12 protein-coding genes are annotated in these 17,058 nt (G+C 72.6%); 9 read left to right on the forward strand and 3 right to left on the reverse strand.

Features of this window, described 5'->3' with window-relative positions; all coding sequences use genetic code 11:
* The first annotated feature begins 4 nt into the window (after positions 1-4).
* Positions 5-172 carry a hypothetical protein gene (locus ACV7NM_RS25065; protein WP_463412385.1) on the forward strand — a complete coding sequence of 56 codons (168 nt, stop codon included), beginning with the start codon at positions 5-7 and terminating at the stop codon, positions 170-172.
* 22 nt (positions 173-194) lie between these two features.
* Here the strand turns inward: ACV7NM_RS25065 and ACV7NM_RS25070 are convergent, their stop codons facing one another.
* Both ACV7NM_RS25070 and hmgA read right to left on the reverse strand, forming a co-directional pair.
* Entirely contained in the window at positions 195-944 is a 750-nt protein-coding gene (locus ACV7NM_RS25070) for a GntR family transcriptional regulator (RefSeq protein ID WP_463412386.1), read from the reverse strand.
* Positions 945-995: 51 nt separating this feature from the next.
* Complete coding sequence (gene hmgA, locus ACV7NM_RS25075; RefSeq protein ID WP_463412387.1) at positions 996-2,327, reverse strand: homogentisate 1,2-dioxygenase; 1,332 nt, start codon at positions 2,325-2,327, stop codon at positions 996-998.
* Positions 2,328-4,244: 1,917 nt separating this feature from the next.
* Between hmgA and ACV7NM_RS25080 the strand changes: the two genes are divergently transcribed.
* The 8 genes from ACV7NM_RS25080 (at position 4,245) to ACV7NM_RS25115 (ending at position 16,163) form a co-directional block, all read left to right on the forward strand.
* Positions 4,245-6,389 carry a right-handed parallel beta-helix repeat-containing protein gene (locus tag ACV7NM_RS25080; RefSeq protein ID WP_463412388.1) on the forward strand — a complete coding sequence of 715 codons (2,145 nt, stop codon included), beginning with the start codon at positions 4,245-4,247 and terminating at the stop codon, positions 6,387-6,389.
* A 131-nt stretch (positions 6,390-6,520) separates the two neighbouring features.
* Complete coding sequence (locus ACV7NM_RS25085) at positions 6,521-7,363, forward strand: cupredoxin domain-containing protein (RefSeq protein ID WP_463414064.1); 843 nt, start codon at positions 6,521-6,523, stop codon at positions 7,361-7,363.
* Positions 7,360-8,724 carry a hypothetical protein gene (locus tag ACV7NM_RS25090; RefSeq protein ID WP_463412389.1) on the forward strand — a complete coding sequence of 455 codons (1,365 nt, stop codon included), beginning with the start codon at positions 7,360-7,362 and terminating at the stop codon, positions 8,722-8,724. The genes ACV7NM_RS25085 and ACV7NM_RS25090 overlap by 4 nt, the downstream gene beginning before the upstream one ends.
* 35 nt (positions 8,725-8,759) lie before the next feature.
* Positions 8,760-9,380, forward strand: a complete 621-nt coding sequence (locus ACV7NM_RS25095) for a TetR family transcriptional regulator (protein WP_463414065.1) — start codon at positions 8,760-8,762, stop codon at positions 9,378-9,380.
* 157 nt (positions 9,381-9,537) lie between these two features.
* Positions 9,538-11,844, forward strand: a complete 2,307-nt coding sequence (locus ACV7NM_RS25100; protein WP_463412390.1) for a molybdopterin-dependent oxidoreductase — start codon at positions 9,538-9,540, stop codon at positions 11,842-11,844.
* 73 nt (positions 11,845-11,917) lie between these two features.
* Positions 11,918-13,411: a CitMHS family transporter gene (locus ACV7NM_RS25105; RefSeq protein ID WP_463412391.1), complete on the forward strand. Its 1,494-nt coding sequence runs from the start codon at positions 11,918-11,920 to the stop codon at positions 13,409-13,411.
* A 103-nt stretch (positions 13,412-13,514) separates the two neighbouring features.
* Positions 13,515-14,927 (forward strand): aldehyde dehydrogenase family protein, encoded by a 1,413-nt coding sequence (locus tag ACV7NM_RS25110; protein WP_463412392.1) that lies wholly within the window; start codon positions 13,515-13,517, stop codon positions 14,925-14,927.
* A 156-nt stretch (positions 14,928-15,083) separates the two neighbouring features.
* Positions 15,084-16,163: a Zn-dependent alcohol dehydrogenase gene (locus ACV7NM_RS25115; protein WP_463412393.1), complete on the forward strand. Its 1,080-nt coding sequence runs from the start codon at positions 15,084-15,086 to the stop codon at positions 16,161-16,163.
* A 225-nt stretch (positions 16,164-16,388) separates the two neighbouring features.
* Here the strand turns inward: ACV7NM_RS25115 and ACV7NM_RS25120 are convergent, their stop codons facing one another.
* Positions 16,389-17,030 (reverse strand): TetR/AcrR family transcriptional regulator, encoded by a 642-nt coding sequence (locus ACV7NM_RS25120; RefSeq protein WP_463412394.1) that lies wholly within the window; start codon positions 17,028-17,030, stop codon positions 16,389-16,391.
* Positions 17,031-17,058 lie beyond the last annotated feature (28 nt).

A 17,058-nucleotide genomic window follows, 5' to 3' on the forward strand; every position in this document is an offset into this window, starting at 1 on the left:
GGTCATGAGTCAGTACGACGAATACTCGACCCCGTCGCAGGCCGAGGGCGAGCGCCTCGACGAAGACATGGACGAGAAGGAGAAGGGGCAGCGGCACCCGCAGACCATGCGCGGCACGCCGTCCCAGGCGGAGGGCGAGCGGGGCACGGAGGACGAGGAGAAGAAGCGCTGACCGCGGCGCGGGAACCGGTCGCTCAGGTGGCGTCGACGGTCACGGAGAAGGAGAACCGATCGCCCCGGTAGCGGATGCGTGCGACGTCCACGACCCGCCCGTCCTCGTCGTACGTCACGCCCGTGTAGTGCAGGATCGGGCTGAGCAGCGGGACGCACAGCAGCTCGGCCGTCTCCGGGTCGGCGAGCCGCGCCTCCACGGTGTCGGTGATCCGGCTGATCTTCACACCCACGATGTCCCGGATCACCTTCGTCATCGGCCAGCGCTCCAGATCCGCCGGGTCGATCGCGGAGGCCAGTTCGGGCAGGACCGCGTTCTCCGCCCAGTTGCTCGGCTCGCCGGTCTGGCTGTCATGACGCAGACGACGGTAGGTGACCACCTCGGCCGTGTCCGGGAAGTGCTCCAGCAGGTCCCCGGCCACCGTCACGCGGGCGTGGCCGAGGATCGTCGTACGTTCGCCCGACTGCTGGGCGACGATCGCGTCCACCGAACCGAGCAACCGGACGGGAGCCCCGCGCCGGGCGCCCGGTTCGATGAAGGTTCCGCGCCGCCGGTGCCGGCTGATCAGTCCCTCGCCCTCCAACTCCTTGAGCGCCTGGCGCATCGTCAGCACGCTGACCCCGTAGTGCTCGGCCAACTGCTCCTCGGTGGGCAGCCGCAGCGAGGCGTCCGGGGTGCGGCCCAGTATCGAGGCGCGCAGCGACTGGGAGACCTGGTACCAGAGCGGCAGCTTCCGGTTCAGTACCAGTGAGTCGGGGGCGAAGGCGGTCACGGTGCTTCTCCGTACGGGCGGGACCTGCGGGACTTTGACGACCGACGCCCCTCAGGCGCGGAAGTGGCGCTCCAGACCCTGCCACACGTCGTCGTACCCGCGCTGGAGGTGTTCGGCGCCGGCCGCCTGGGCGGTGGCGGTGACGGGCCAACGGGTCTCGAACATGAAGGCCAGGCCGTCGTCGATCTTCTGCGGCTTCAGCTCCGCGGCGCTCGCGCGGTCGAAGGTCTCTCGGTCCGGTCCGTGCGCGGACATCATGTTGTGCAGCGAGCCGCCGCCGGGCACGAAGCCCTCGGCCTTGGCGTCGTAGGCGCCCTCGATCAGGCCCATGTACTCGCTCATCACGTTCCGGTGGAAGTACGGCGGCCGGAAGGTGTCCTCCCCGACCAGCCAGCGGGGCGCGAAGACGACGAAGTCCACGCCCGCGAGCCCCGGGGTGTCGGAGGGCGAGGTCAGGACGGTGAAGATCGACGGGTCCGGGTGGTCGAAGCTGATGGAGCCGATGACGTTGAAGCGGCGCATGTCGTACACGTACGGGGTGTGCGTGCCGTGCCAGGCGACCACGTCGAGGGGGGAGTGGTCGTAGGTCGCGGACCAGAGGTTCCCGCAGAACTTGTTGACCACCTCGGTCGGACGTTCGACGTCCTCGTACGCGGCCACGGGCGCCCGGAAGTCCCGCGCGGCGGCCAGGCCGTTGGCGCCGATCGGACCGAGGTTCGGGAGCTCGAAGGGCTGCCCGTAGTTCTCGCAGACGTAGCCGCGGGCGTCCGCGTCCAGCAGCTCGACACGGAAGCGGACGCCGCGGGGGATCAGCGCCATCTCGCCCGGGCGGGCGCTGAGCAGACCGAATTCGGTGCGCAGCAGCAGGCCTCCGCGCTCGGGGACGATGAGCAGCTCGCCGTCGGAGTCGCTGAACACCCGATCGGTCATGGGCGCGTTGGCGGCGTAGAGGTGGATGGCCATGCCGATGCGCTGGGTGGCGTCGCCGTTGCCGCCGACGGTCCAGAGTCCGGCCAGGAAATCGGTGCCGGGGGCCGGGTCGGGGAGCGGGTTCCAGCGCAGGCGGTTGGGGTCGGGGACGGTCTCTGTGAAGGGGGCGGTGCGCAGGGCGCCGTTGTCGACGCGGGTGAAGGGCGGGTGCGCCGCCGAGGGGCGGATCCGGTAGAGCCAAGAGCGGCGGTTGTGGGTACGGGGCTCGGTGAACGCGCTGCCGCTGAGCTGCTCGGCGTAGAGGCCGAGCGGGGAACGCTGGGGCGAGTTCCGGCCATGGGGGAGCGCCCCGGGAACGGCCTCGGAGCTGTGCTCGTTCCCGAAGCCGGTGAGGTACGCCAGCCCTTCCGCGATCTTCGAGGCCTGCTCGCTGGTGGTGCCGCCGTCACTCATGCAACGCTCCCGTGTCTGTCGTAGCAATCCTATGCCTGACAGTAGGATTCTGTCCCACCCTGCGTCAACGCCCCCACCCCCCGGGCGTGCCCGCCCGCAACCACCGAACGGACCGCCGCGCCGGGTCCCCCCCGGGCCGGGGACCGCGGCCCCGCGTCGGCCCCCCGGGCCGGGGATCGCGGCCCCGCGTCGGGGACGTCGGGGCGGCACGCAGCACGCGCGCACCGTGGGACTCCGGCGGGGCCAGACCCCGCCGCCCCCCGGGGCCTGGTCGCCCGGACCGCAGATGGTCTCGGCTGCGGCCCCTGAGGGGCAGTCCGCCTTACTGCCCGGCGCGGCGGCAAGGCCCCGCCGGGCAGGGTCCGGTCGCCTGGGCCGGGGCCCCGCTCTGGTCCCTGCGCTGCGGCATGCCTGCGACGGCAAGGCGCCCGGGGCCCGGGTCCGGTTGCCTGGGCCGGGGGCCTTGGCTCTGGTCCCTGCGCTGCGGCATGCCTGACTGCCCGGCGCCGCGGCAAGGCCGCGCCGCCCCCAGGGCCCGATCGCCTGGGCCGAGGATCTCGGCTGCCCTCCCTGCGGCGCCGTCCGCCTGACCGCCTGGCGCGGCGGTCAAGGCACCCCGGGGCCCGAGGGTGCCGGGGTGCGGGGGTTCTTCGACGCGCCGGTCCGGCTTGGTGTTCCCGCGTTTGCCGGGACGCCCGGGGGCGCCGGGGACCCCGGCCCAGGTCCGTGGGGCCTCGGGGCGCCGCACGCGATGGCATACATGCCCGTGCCGTGCGGCCCGACTCCCGCGCGGTGGCAAGGCCGGCCCCCCGATGGGTTGGGGCGCCCGGCCTTGCCGGGAAGTGCGGGGGCGCGCCGCTCACGGTTGGCGCTCCCCCCCCGCGACCCGCGCGCTCAGGTCCCCTGCGCGATCACCACGAGGCCCGGCACGGCCGCACGCGCAGCCTTCGCCGGCTCCGGCTACGGGCGGGGGCCGGTCCCCGTTGGCTCCGCCCCACGCCCCGCCCACGCCCCGCGTCCCCAGGCTCGGTAACGGCACCGCCCAACCTCCGCTGAGTAGGTGGCCCCGGGTCCGAGCGGCTTACCCCTCGCTCACCCCCGGCCACGCCACGCGGCTTTAGCCGGCCTTCGCCCCTGGTGGGGACCGGCAGCCGGAGGCGCCCCCTTGCCTCAGCACGGTGCCCTCGTCGGCGACGGCCCCTGCCCAGCCCCTACCGGACGGGGGCCCACTACCGAGCGGTTTACCTCTCGCTTCGTCCCGCCCTGCCGCACGTGCAGGTTCACCGGCCTTCGGCCCCGGGAAGGGGCCGAAAAACCCGAGGCCCCCCGTTGGCTCCGTCCGACGCCCCCGCCGGGACTCTGGGCACAACCAACCGGCCTGGTCGCCCGGGCTGAGGATCTTGGCTGCGGTCCCTGCGGTGCTGTGCCGCCCGACTGCCCGGCGTGGCGGGCGAGGCACCCTCCGAATATCGGGCGCCCGGGCCGAGCCGGGGATCTCGGCCCGGGTTCGCGGGGCTTAGGGGCGCCGCACGCGATGCCGCGCATGCCCATGCCGTGTGGCCCGGTTCCCCGGCGCGATGCCGGGAGTTGGGGGCGCCGCTCCAAATTCGCGCTCCTCCCACGGCCCGCGCTCGGGCGCCCCCAACGCGATCACGACGCCCCGCCCGGCCGCACGCGCAGCCCTCGCCGGCTCCGGCTCCGCCCCGCGTCCGCGCCCCCGCGCTCGGCAACGGCACTGCCCAACCTCCGCCGAGTGGAGGACCCAGGGCCCGGCGGCCTCGCCCCGGCCGCTAACGGCCCCGGGCCGGGCCGCAGCCATGCCTCCATCGCGCGAACTCCCGCTCAGCGAGACTTACTTCGGCCCGATCCGTGCCCGAGGGGATCCGAAAAGGTGAACATTGCTCTACTCTCTCGCGCATGCCGTGGACCCGCAGGATTCCTGCCGTGCCGGCGGTGCTCCTCGCCGCCCTCCTCGCTCTCCTGTCCCTCCTCGTCGCCGCGCCCACCGCCGCCGCGCACGAGGAGCGCCCCGTCACCCTCCCCGACGGAACCGGCTCCGTACCCCGGTACCGCGCCGCCGAGCCCGACCTGCTGGTCTGCAAGACCGACCGCCCGGACTTCGAGCGCCGGATATCCGCCTTCCCCGAAGACCTCAGGCAGCGCAACCTCGCCCTCTACGAGCGCTGCGAAAAGAGCGGCTACCGCCACCTCCAAGACGCCGTCGATGCCGTGGACCGGGCCGGAATGAACATCGCGATCCTGCCCGGCCTGTACGAGGAGGAGCCCTCGCTCCCCAAGCCGACAGGGGAGTGCGCCCACCTCAAGGCCCCGAACTCCGCACTGGGCTACCAGATCCTGTCGTACGAGCAGCAGGAGCAGTGCCGCCACAACCAGAACCTGGTCGCCATCCTCGGCAAGACGGACCTCCAGATCGAGGGCACCGGCGCCTCCCGCCTGGACGTGGTCATCGACGCCAAGTACCAGAAGCTCAACGCGATCCGCGCCGACAAGTCCAACGGCATCTACTTCCGCAACTTCACCGCCCAACGCACCACCTTCAACTCGCTCTACGTGCTCGCGGGTGACGGCTTCGTCATCGACGACGTACTGACCCGCTGGAACGACGAGTACGGCTTCCTGACCTTCGCCGGCGACCACGGTCTGTACAAGAACTGCGAGTCGTACGGGAACGGTGACTCCGGCATCTATCCCGGCAGTGCCTCCAACATCAACGACGGCCGCGGCTACGACGTCCCGCGCTACTCCATCGAGATCACCGGCTGCCACAGCCACCACAACATGGTCGGCTACTCCGGCACCGCCGGAGACTCGGTCTGGGTGCACGACAACGAGTTCGACCAGAACATGGGCGGCGCCTCGATGGACAGCGCCTTCCCCGGCCACCCCGGTCTCCCGCAAAACCACGCCAAGTTCGAGCGGAACCTCATCCACGACAACAACGCGGACTACTACCCGAACGTCGCGAACGGCACCTGCGCCAAGCCGCCCATCGAGCGCGGCTACGAACAGGGCGTGGTCTGCCCCCAGATCTCCATGCCACCGGGCACGGGCATCATCACCGCGGGCGGCAACTGGAACCTGTACGAGAACAACTGGGTGTACGGACAGCGGCGCGCGGGCTTCTTCCTGAGCGCCGTGCCCGCCTTCATCCGCGGTCAAGAGGCATGGTCGAAGCAGGCGGACACCTCCCACCACAATCGCTACGCCGGCAACATCCTCGGCAAGGACAAGTCGGGTGCCTCCCGCCCCAACGGCATGGACGTGTGGTGGGACGGCCAGGGCAGCGGCAACTGCTGGCAGGAGGGGCCGGACGGCTCGACCCCCGCCACCCTGCCCGAGTGCGGAGACCGCCGCGGATCGGTCTCCGGCGGCTCGGCGCGCCTGGCCGGCGAACCGGTCAAGCTGGTCCAGCTACTCGTCTGCGCCGACTACAACGTCCAAGCGCGCAAACTCCCCGCGGGCTGCGACTGGTACGGCGCCGGCGGCCTGGAGCGGGTGGAGACCCAGATCGCACTCGCCGTCGCCGCCGTGTTGCTGCTGGTCGGCGGTGCGTTGTGGTGGCGCCGCCTTAGGCACTCACGGCTGGGGACAACCGCTTCATTGTTGGGCGCCGCCGGGCTGGTGCTTGACGTCGCCGGCTCCACCACGACGCTCAACCCGACCTTCGTTCCCGCCGTCGCCCTGCTGCTCCTGGGCCTCTGGTGGTCGGGAGTCGGCCTGGCCCTGCGACCGACCCGGCCCTGGTTGGCCCGGCTGACCCTGTTGCTGGGCGCGCTCACCCTGCTCGACGCCTTCGACAAGGCCGTCCTCATGATCCCCTGGATTCCTCTGAGTCCCGCCTGGATACGAGGCCTCGTGGCGGTGCTCTGGATCCTGTGGGCGGTCGTCGCCTCCGCCCGACCGGGCGCCACCCCGGCCCGCCCCGCCGGCCCCGGCGGCGACCCCGACGGCGACCGCGTCCCCGTCCCGGCGGGGCCGGCCCCGACCCTGAGCGCCGCCACCCCGGACTCACCGGACACCACCGCCGGAGGCACCCAGTGACCGACCGCCCCGCCGGGCCTTCTGGCGCCCCCGCTGCCGACCGCGCCACCTGCGACGTCTGCGCCCCCCTTCCCCTCCCCGCCCCCCTCCCCCTCCTCCTTCCCGCCTCCCTTCTCCGCCCCCAGCCGGGCATGCCCCGCCGGATCGCCCACGTCGCCCGGAACGCGGCTCTGGTCGCACTCCTCGTCCTGCTCGCGGGCGGGGCGACGGCCGGCTGCGGGGGCCGGCCCACCACCCACCACAAGCCGGGCACCAGCCACGAGCAGGCCTCCGGCAACGTCGGCACCCTGCTGCCCGCCCAGGACGGCGCCGGCCACCACCTCCGGGAGGTCGCGGCCGAGGGCGCGCCTCAGGTGCGCCTCGCGGCGCGCCCAGACTCGGAAGACGGCTGGAACCTCCAACTGACCGTTTCCAACTTCCGCTTCACCCCCGACAGCACGGGCGGCGCCGCCCTCCCCGGCGCCGGCCACGCCCACCTGGAGCTCGACGGCCGCGAGCTGGCCAGGGTGTACGGCCCTTGGTTCCACCTGCCCGCGGCGCAGGTGCCCGAAGGCGCGCACACCCTCACCGTCCGCTTGTACGCCGACGACCACACCGCCTGGGCCGTCACCGGCAAGGCGGTGGAGGCCTCCATCCCGCTGACCGGCGGCCCCTCCGACGAAGCGGGCCACACCCATCCCGCCCCCACCCCGACTCCGGCGACCGAGAAGGTGGACCGGACCGTCGCCCTCACCGTCCGGGCCGGCAAGGTCACCCCGGCCCCGGGCCGGATCGAGGTGACACACGGCGAACGCGTGGCCCTTCGGGTCACCAGCGACCGCGCGGACACCCTGCACGTCCACGGCTACGACAAGGAACTCGCCCTGCCGGCAGGGCAAGAGGTCACCCTGATCCTGACGGCCGACCGCACCGGTCTGTTCGAGGTCGAGACCCACGAGTCCCGACTCGTCCTGACCCAACTCCTCGTCCGATGACCCCACCGAGACCGTTCCCGGTGCCCACCCTGTGCGCGGGGGGTGACTGCGGTGGCCGGAACGTGGTCCCGCACCCGGCCGATCCGGCCGTCACCTTCCTCGCGCACGGGATCGGATCCCAACACGATCTGCCCATCTCTCCCTTCTATGCCTTCGCCGGGGCCTTCGCCGCGCTGTTCGTCTCCTTCCTCGCCCTCGGCCTGCTCTGGTCCACCTCCCGCTTCCGCGGCGACCGCTCCGGACTCGCCCTGCCCGCCGGGCTCCAGCGGGTGGCCGACGCGCCGGCCACCCGCACCACCCTGCGCGGGCTCGGCCTCGCCGCAGCCCTCGCCGTACTGCTCCACCTCCTCCTCGGTCCCGACGATCCGGCCCGCAACCCCGCTCCCGGCGCCGTCTACGTCCTTCTCTGGGTCGGACTTGTCCCCGCCTCCCTCCTCTTCGGTCCCGTCTGGCGCCTCCTCAACCCCCTGCGCACCCTGCACCGGCTGCTCGCCCGCGCCCTGCCCCGCCCCGCTCTGTCGCTCTCGCCCACGCTCGGCCAATGGCCCGCCGCGGTCGGGCTGTTCGGCTTCACCTGGCTCGAGCTCGTCTCGCCTGATCCCGCATCAACCACCACCCTCCTGATCGCTCTCGGCGGCTACACCGCCCTCCAACTCGCCCTCGCCGCCCGCTTCGGCGAGAACTGGTTCGCCGACGGAGACGCCTTCGAGGCGTACTCCGCCCTCTTGGCCCGCCTCTCCCCGTTCGGCCGCCGCGACGACGGCCGCCTCGTACTGCGCAACCCTTTCCACGGACTCGACGCGACGCCCGAGCGGCCCGGACTCGTCGCCACCGTCTGCGTCCTGCTCGGCTCCACCGCCTACGACGGGTTCTCCGACAACCCCTCCTGGATCAACGCGATACAAACCTCCCCCCTCGGCCGCACCCCCGCGGCCACGCTCGGACTCCTCTGTTCCATCGCCCTCGTCGCCACCCTCTACTGCCTGTGCGCGGCGGCCACCCGCCTCGTCAGCGGCCCGCACCCCGGCCCGCTGACCGCCTTCGCGCACTCACTCGTGCCGATCTCCCTCGGCTATCTCACCGCCCACTACTTCTCCCTTCTCGTCACCGAAGGACCACGCACAGTAATCATGGCATTGGGCACTGACAACGCCCCTGAACCCTTGTCACCACTGGGGCCCGGCGCCCTCGCCGCCCTTCAAGTCGTCGCGGTGGTCGCCGGTCATGTCCTCGGAGTCGTCGCGGCCCACGACCGCTCCGTACGCCTCTTCCCGCCGGCGAAAGCCGTCGCCGGCCAACTGCCGCTGCTGGCGCTGATGATCACTTACACCGTCGGCGGACTCAGCCTCCTGCTGAACTGAGACCGCAGTCCCCAGGACTCGCCAGGAGCGGCATGATGGACCCCGTGCCCCCCGCCCAGCCCATGCGCCGGACCCCGATCCAGCAGCGCAGCGCCGACCGCCTCGCCCGCATCCTGGACGCCTGCGCGGAACTGCTCGACGAGACCGGGTACGAAAACCTCAGCACCCGCGCCGTGGCCCAGCGCGCCGGAGTGCCCATCGGCTCCGTCTACCGCTTCTTCGGGAACAAGCGGGCCATGGCCATCGCCCTCGCGCACCGCAACCTCGACCGTTATGCCGAGGGCATCCAAGAGCGGCTCGCCGCGCTCCCGCGCACCCACTGGCGGCCCGTCGTCGACGCGGTGCTGGACGAGTACCTCGCCATGAAGCGCACCGTCCCCGGCTTCGCCCTCGTGGACTTCGGCGTGCCCGCCCCGCCCCCCGAGGGGCCGGCGGCCGACCCGAACCACCTGGTGGCCGCCCGGCTCACCGAGTTGCTCTCGCGCCACCTCGGGCTCGCTCCCGACGCCGCCCTGGAACGGGCGGTCCTGATCGCCGTCGAAGCCACCGACGCGCTCATCCAACTCGCGTTCCGGACCGACCCGGCCGGAGACCCCGGCATCGTCGCGGAAACGCGGTCCATGATGCAGGCGTACCTCGCCAGGGTGCTGGACTGATCCGCGCCGCCGAAGCGCCGGCCCGTCGTGGCCGTACGTGCCCGGGAAGTCGGAGGGATCCGAATCGGGCGCGGCCCCCTCCCCAACCTCCCTACCGGTCGGTATGCTCGGTGCGCCGTCGGCCCGCCGCCGCAGCCTGCCGCCCTCTGGAGGGTCCATGCCCCGCACCGCCCTGCGCATCTGCCCCCTCTGCGAAGCCACTTGCGGGCTCACCCTCACCATCGAGGGCACCACCGTCACCGGCGCTCGGGGCGACCGCGACGACGTGTTCAGTCGCGGCTTCATCTGCCCCAAGGGCGCCTCCTTCGGCGCCCTCGACGCCGACCCGGACCGCCTGCGCACCCCCCTGGTCCGCCGCGATGGCGTCCTGCGAGAAGCCACGTGGGAGGAGGCATACGACACCATCGCCGCCGCCGTGCCCGCCCTGGTCGGGGAACACGGAGCCCAATCCGTCGGTGTGGTCCTCGGCAACCCCAACGTCCACACCATGGCCGGCGCGCTCTACCCCCCGCTGCTCCTCAAGGCGCTCGGCACCCGAAACCTCTTCACCGCCAGCACCCTGGACCAAATGCCCAAGCACGTCTCCAGCGGGCTGCTCTTCGGCGACCCCTTCGCCATCCCGGTGCCCGACCTCGAACGCACCGACTTCCTCCTCCTGCTCGGCGCCAACCCCGTCGAGTCCAATGGCTCCCTGTGCACCGCTCCGGACTTCCCCGGGCTGCTCAAAGCGCTGCGCGCACGCGGGGGCAAGCTGGTCGTCGTCGATCCCCGCCGCACGCGCACCGCGCGGCTCGCCGACCGGCACCTCGCCCCGCGCCCCGGCAGCGACGCCCTGCTGCTCGCCGCGCTCGCGCACACCCTGCTCGCCGAGGGGCTGGCGGCCCCCGGGCCGCTCGCGGAACAAACCGACGGTCTCGGGGAACTCGGCACCGCGCTCGCGAGTTTCACTCCTGAGGCCGTCGCCCCCGCCTGCGACCTCCCGGCCGCCGAGATCCGTGCCCTCGCCCGCGAACTCGCGGCCGCGCCCACCGCCGCCGTGTACGGGCGGATCGGGAGCTGCACCGTGGAGTACGGCACCCTCGCCAGCTGGCTGGTCGACGTACTGAACGTCCTCACAGGCAACCTCGACCGCCCGGGTGGAGCCCTCTTCCCGCTCCCGGCGGCCGGCCCGCGGCCCCGTCCCGCGGGGCCGGGCAAGGGGTTCGCCATGGGCCGGTGGCACAGCCGGGTCAGCGGCCACCCCGAGGTCAAGAGCGAACTGCCCACAGCCGCGCTGGCCGAGGAGATCGAGACGCCGGGGGAGGGGCGCATCCGCGCGCTGATCGCCATCGCCGCCAACCCGGTGCTGTCCGCCCCCGACGGCCGCCGCCTCGACGAGGCCCTGGCCGGTCTCGACTTCATGGTCAGCGTCGACCCGTACCTCAACGAGACCTCGCGCCACGCCCACGTCGTGCTCCCCCCGCCGCCGCCCAGCCAGAGCGCGCACCACGACTTCGCCTTCAACGGCTTCGCCATCCGCAACCAAGTGCGCTACACCCGGCCGGCCGTGCCTCTCGAAGCCGACCGGCTCGACGAGTGCGAGATCCATGCCCGTCTCGTCCTCGCCGTCTCCGGCACGCACGGCGCCGCCGCGCCGTCCGCCGTCGATGAAATGGCCATCCGGGCCACCCTGCACAAGGAGACCGCCGACCCCCGATCGCCCCTGCACGGCGAGGACCCGGCGCGCCTCGCCGGCCTGCTCACCGGCGAAACCGGCCCCGAGCGGCGGCTCGATCTGATGCTCCGGCTCGGGCCGTACGGTGACCGGTTCGGCAGTGACCCGCGCGCCGAAGCCGCCGCCGAAGCCCGTGCCGAAACGGCTACGGGCGCGTCCGGACGCGGGACCGATGGCGCGGCCGGGGCCGGTCTCAACCTGGAGCGGGTACTCGCGCACCCGCACGGCATCGACCTGGGCCCGATGCGCCCCCGGCTCCCGGGCGTGCTCAGGACCCGCAGCGGCAGGATCGAGCTGCTGCCGGACCCGATCGCGGCCGAGCTGCCCAGGCTGCGCGCGGCGCTCGCCGAACGCCCCGCCGCCCTCGTGCTCGTGGGCCGCCGCCATCTGCGGTCCAACAACAGCTGGCTGCACAACGTCCCCGCCCTGGTCGGAGGTTCCAACCGCTGCACCCTCCAGGTGCACCCCCACGACGCGGACCGGCTCGGGCTCACCGACGGCGGCCGCGCCCGGATCACCGCCGACGGAGGCACCCTTGACGTTCCGGTGGAGATCACCGACACCGTCCGCACCGGAGTGGTGAGCCTCCCGCACGGCTGGGGACACGACCGGGCCGGGTCCAGGCTGTCGGTCGCCGCCGCCGACCCGGGAGCCAACGTGAACCAACTGCTGGACGGCACCCGGCTGGACCCGCTGTCGGGCACCGCCGTCCTCAACGGGTTCCCCGTCGAGCTGACACCCCTGCCCTGAGCTGGGGTTTTGCTCGTATTGCTCACGCTCGCACGTCTTGTTGGCGCAAGGAGGAGGCGCCTACGTTCCCTGCATGCTGACTCTCCTCGGCTTCGCCATGATCGGGACGTTCCTCGTCCTGATCATGATGAAGAAAATGTCGCCCATCGCGGCCCTCGTCCTCATCCCCGCGCTCTTCTGCGTGTTCGCCGGGAAGGGTGCCCACCTCGGCGACTACGTCATCGACGGCGTGGGGAAACTCGCGCCGACCGCCGCCATGCTGATGTTCGCCATCGTCTACTTCGGCGTGATGATCGATGTCGGCCTCTTCGACCCGGTCGTTCGGGGCATCCTGCGCTTCTGCAAGGCCGACCCGATGCGCGTCGTGGTCGGTACCGCTGTGCTCGCGGCGGTCGTCTCGCTCGACGGTGACGGCTCGACCACATTCATGATCACGGTCTCGGCCATGTACCCGCTCTACAAGCGGCTCGGGCTGAGCCTGGTGGTCATGACCGGTGTCGCCGCCACAGCCAACGGCGTCATGAACACCCTGCCCTGGGGCGGTCCCACCGCCCGCGCGGCGACCGCCCTCAAGCTGGACGCCGCCGACATCTTCGTGCCCATGATCCCGGCTCTCGCCGTGGGGCTGGTATGCGTGCTCGTCCTCGCCTACGTGTTGGGTGTGAGGGAGCGCCGACGCGTCGGCACCCTCGCCCTTCCAGGCGAGGACGTACACGAAGACGTGCATGAGGCAGTGATCGTGGCCGAGGCCGGGGCGCCGCCCGTCGCGGTCACGGTCGGTGCAGGTGCAGGCACGAGCGAAGGTGCGACCGCCACCTCGGCCACCGCCTCGGCCGCCGCACCGACCACTCCCGCACCGAACACTCCCGCCCCGGCCACCGCGCCGGTCCCGGCGCCGACCGCCGGGCAGGAGGACGTCGACGGGATGCAAGGCCTCGACCCGACCCGGCCGACCCTCCGCCCCCGCCTCTACTGGTTCAACGCCGCCCTGACCGTCACCCTGCTCACGGCGATGATCATGGAGTTGCTCCCGATCCCGGTGCTCTTCCTGCTCGGCGCCGCCCTCGCCCTCACCGTGAACTTCCCGCACATGCCCGACCAGAAGGCCCGCGTCGCAGCCCACGCCGACAACGTCCTCAACGTGGCCGGCATGGTCTTCGCAGCCGCCGTCTTCACCGGTGTCCTGACCGGCACCGGAATGGTCAAGCACATGGCCGACTGGCTGGTCGGCGCCATTCCCGACGGCATGGGCCCGCACATGGCGCTGGTGACCGGCGTGCTCAGCCTGCCCCTGACGTACTTCATGTCGAACGACGGCTTCTACTTCGGTGTCCTGCCGGTACTGGCCGAAGCCGGCGCCGCCCACGGCGTCTCCTCGCTGGAGATCGCGCGCGCGTCCCTCGTCGGACAGGCACTGCACATGTCCAGCCCACTGGTTCCGGCCGTCTACGTACTCGTCGGCATGGCCAAGGTCGAATTCGGCGACCACACCCGCTTCACAGTGAAATGGGCGGCGCTGACCTCCCTCGTGGTCCTCGCGGCAGGGATGGTTTTCGGCATCATCTGACCAGGCGAACCCTGGCGGCGGTAAAACTACCGTTGCTAGTTTGTAGGCTGTCCGCGAGGTCAGGTCAGCGTCTACACGCTCGCGCGTGCTCGGGAGGAAAGCCATGAAGGCCCACGACGGGATGTACATCGGCGGCGCATGGCGGCCCGCCGCGGGACGCGACCGGATCGAGGTCGTGAACCCGGCCGACGAGCAGGTCATCGGCGGGGTCCCGGCCGGAACCGCGGACGATGTGGACGCCGCGGTACGCGCGGCCCGCGCCGCTCTGCCCGGCTGGGCGGCCACGGCCCCGGCCGAACGGGCCGCCCTGATCGGCGCCCTGCGCGACGTACTGGTCGCCCGCAAGAGCGAGATCGCAGAGACGATCACCGCCGAACTCGGCACCACGCTCGGTTTCGCGGAAGCCGTGCACGTCGGCGCTCCCATCGGGGTCGCCGCCTCCTACGCCGAACTCGCCGCCTCCTACGGCTTCGAGGAGCGCCTGGGCAACTCCACGGTGCTGCTCGAACCGGTCGGTGTGGTCGGGGCGATCACCCCCTGGAACTACCCGCTGCACCAGATCGTTGCCAAGGTGGCACCCGCTCTCGCCGCCGGCTGCACCCTCGTCCTCAAGCCGGCGGAGGACACCCCGCTGACCGCACAGCTCTTCGCCGAAGCCGTGCACGAGGCGGGCATCCCGGCCGGAGTCTTCAACCTGGTGACCGGTACCGGGCCGGTCGCCGGGCAGGCGCTGGCCGAGCACGAGGGAGTCGACCTCGTCTCCTTCACCGGCTCGACCGCCGTCGGCCGCCTCATCGGCGCCACCGCCGGCGCCGCGATCAAGCGTGTCGCCCTCGAACTGGGCGGCAAGTCCGCCAACGTCATCCTGCCCGGAGCCGACCTCGCCAAGGCCGTCTCCACGGGCGTGGCCGACGTCATGCGCAACTCCGGTCAGAGCTGCAACGCGCTCACCCGCATGCTCGTCCACCAGGACCAGTACGAGGAGGCCGTCACGCTCGCGGCCGCCGCCGTCGCCAAATACGCCACGGGCGACCCCACCCAGCCGGGCACCCGCGTCGGCCCGGTCGTCAACGCCAAGCAGCGCGACCGCGTCCGCGCGTACATCGTCAAGGGTGTGGAGGAAGGCGCGCGCCTCGTCGCGGGCGGCCCCGAGGCGCCCCACGAACAGGGGTACTTCGTCGCCCCGACCGTGTTCGCCGACGTCACGCCCGAGATGACCATCGCCCAGGAAGAGATCTTCGGCCCCGTGCTGTCGATCATGCGCTACGAGGACGAGGAGGACGCCCTGCGCATCGCGAACGGCACCGTGTACGGGCTGAGCGGAGCCGTGTGGGCCGCGGACGAGGAGACCGCGGTCGCGTTCGCCCGCCGTATGGACACCGGCCAGGTGGACATCAACGGCGGCCGGTTCAACGTGCTCGCCCCCTTCGGCGGCTACAAGCAGTCGGGGGTAGGCCGCGAGCTGGGCCCGCACGGTCTGGCCGAGTACCTCCAGACCAAGTCCCTCCAGTTCTGAACCCCCGCCCCCACCGGCCCGCCCCCACCGGCCCGCCCCCACCGGGCCACCCGCACCCCGGCCCCCACCGCCCCGCCCCGGCCGGCGCCTGCCCTGCCACGCGCCGCCCTGCCCCGCCCGCCCGCGCCACACCGCCCCGAGAGACGGAAAACGCCCATGGTCCGCGCCGCCATCCTGCCCGCCGTCGGAGCTCCACTGGAGATCCGGGACATCGTGCTGCCCGAACCCGGCCCCGGGCAGGTCCGGGTGCGGCTCGCCGCAGCCGGTGTCTGCCACTCCGACCTCTCCCTCACCAACGGCACCATGCGGGTCCCCGTCCCCGCGGTCCTCGGCCACGAGGGCGCCGGGACGGTGCTCGCGGTGGGGGAGGGCGTCACGCACGTCGCCCCGGGGGACGGGGTGGTGCTCAACTGGGCCCCCTCGTGCGGCGAATGCCACCACTGCCTGATCGGCGAGGTATGGCTCTGCGCGAAGGCCCTCACCGGAGTCGGCGCCGTCTACGCCCACGATGCCGACGGCGCCGACCTGCACCCCGGGCTCAATGTCGCCGCCTTCGCCGAGGAGACGGTCGTCGCCGCGAACTGCGTGCTGCCCGCCCCCGACGGCATCCCGCTCACCGAGGCCGCCCTGCTCGGCTGCGCCGTCCTGACCGGCTACGGCGCCGTCCACCACAGCGCCCAGGTCCGGCCCGGAGAGTCGGTCGCCGTCTTCGGCGTCGGCGGCGTCGGACTGGCCGCCCTGCAGGCCGCGCGGATCGCCCAGGCGGCCCCGATCGTCGCCGTCGACATCTCCCCGGCCAAGGAGGAGCTGGCGCGGGCGGCCGGAGCCACCGAGTTCGTCCTCGCGTCCGACACCACCGCCAAGCAGATCCGCGCCCTCACGGCCGGCCAGGGCGCGGACGTCGCCATCGAGTGCGTCGGCCGGGCGCAGACCATCCGGGGCGCGTGGGAGTCCACGCGACGCGGCGGCCGCACCAGCGTCGTCGGCATCGGCGGCAAGGAGCAGCAGGTCACCTTCCACGCCCTGGAGATCTTCCACTTCGCCCGCACCCTCACCGGGTGCGTCTACGGCAACAGCGACCCGGCCCGTGACCTGCCGGTCATCGCCGACCACGTGCGGGCCGGTCGTCTGGACCTCGGAGCCCTCGTCACCGACCGCATCACCCTCGACGGCATCCCGCGCGCCTTCGACGACATGCTGGCCGGCAAGGGCGGCCGTTCCCTCGTCGTGTTCTAGGCCCCTCTCGCCACGGTTCCCTCCGGCCGGCGCCCGAGGGGTCCCCCGGCCACCGTCGGACAGCTTCCCCGGCTACCACCGGAGGGGGAGCTGTCCCCAGGGCCCGGTGCCACTTCGACGGCGGGGCTCAGGCCGCCTCCCAGGAGCGCCTGCCGTCTTCGGGAACTCCCCGCCGGCGCCCCCCGGCGCCCCCCGGTGTAGGAACGCCCGGCCCCGGGAGGCGCGTCACGACGTCTGCCGCAACGTCTCGTACTGGAGAGCCAAGCCGTCCAAGAGGGCCGACAGGCCCGTCTCGAACGCACCCTCGTCCACCTCACGCTGCCGCTCCGCCAGCAGGTGGGCCTGCCCCAGGTGCGGGTAGTCGCCGGGGTCGTAGGCCGTCCGGTCGTCCACGAAACCCCTGGCGAAGGACGCGACCGCCGAACCCAGGATGAAGTACCGCATCAGGGCGCCGATTCGCGTCGCCTGGGCCGGTGGCCACCCGGCCGCCGTCATTGCGCCGAAGACGGCGTCCGCGACCCGCAGCCCCGCCGGGCGACGGCCGGGCCCGCGTGCCAGTACCGGCACGATGTTCGGATGGTCGGCCAAGGCGGCCCGGTAGGAGTGCGCCCAGTCGTGGAGGGCCTCCCGCCATTCGCAACCCCCGTCGAACATCGACAAGTCGACTCGGCCGCTCACGGAGTCCGCCACCGCCTCCAGGATCTCGTCCTTCGTCCGGAAGTGGTTGTACAGCGAGGGCCCGCTGACCCCGAGCGCGGCCGCCAGTCGCCGAGTCGACACCGCCTCCAGCCCCTCCGCGTCCACCAGCGCGCCCGCCGCCTCGACGATGCGGTCTCTGCTCAGGAGGGGCTTGCGCGGTCTGGCCATGCGCCACATAGTAGGGCCTGACCCCATT

It is taken from the genome of Streptomyces sp. Tek67B01 (assembly GCF_055231995.1).

Excerpts from the sequence above, each read along its gene's own strand:
- ACV7NM_RS25065 (WP_463412385.1), top strand. The coding sequence starts at position 5 with ATGAGTCAGTACGACGAATACTCGACCCCGTCGCAGGCCGAGGGCGAG.
- ACV7NM_RS25095 (WP_463414065.1), top strand. The coding sequence starts at position 8,760 with ATGGACCCCGTGCCCCCCGCCCAGCCCATGCGCCGGACCCCGATCCAG.
- ACV7NM_RS25085 (WP_463414064.1), top strand. The coding sequence starts at position 6,521 with ATGCCCCGCCGGATCGCCCACGTCGCCCGGAACGCGGCTCTGGTCGCA.
- ACV7NM_RS25080 (WP_463412388.1), top strand. The coding sequence starts at position 4,245 with ATGCCGTGGACCCGCAGGATTCCTGCCGTGCCGGCGGTGCTCCTCGCC.
- ACV7NM_RS25120 (WP_463412394.1), bottom strand. The coding sequence starts at position 17,030 with ATGGCCAGACCGCGCAAGCCCCTCCTGAGCAGAGACCGCATCGTCGAG.
- ACV7NM_RS25100 (WP_463412390.1), top strand. The coding sequence starts at position 9,538 with ATGCCCCGCACCGCCCTGCGCATCTGCCCCCTCTGCGAAGCCACTTGC.
- ACV7NM_RS25090 (WP_463412389.1), top strand. The coding sequence starts at position 7,360 with ATGACCCCACCGAGACCGTTCCCGGTGCCCACCCTGTGCGCGGGGGGT.
- ACV7NM_RS25115 (WP_463412393.1), top strand. The coding sequence starts at position 15,084 with ATGGTCCGCGCCGCCATCCTGCCCGCCGTCGGAGCTCCACTGGAGATC.
- hmgA (WP_463412387.1), bottom strand. The coding sequence starts at position 2,327 with ATGAGTGACGGCGGCACCACCAGCGAGCAGGCCTCGAAGATCGCGGAA.
- ACV7NM_RS25110 (WP_463412392.1), top strand. The coding sequence starts at position 13,515 with ATGAAGGCCCACGACGGGATGTACATCGGCGGCGCATGGCGGCCCGCC.
- ACV7NM_RS25105 (WP_463412391.1), top strand. The coding sequence starts at position 11,918 with ATGCTGACTCTCCTCGGCTTCGCCATGATCGGGACGTTCCTCGTCCTG.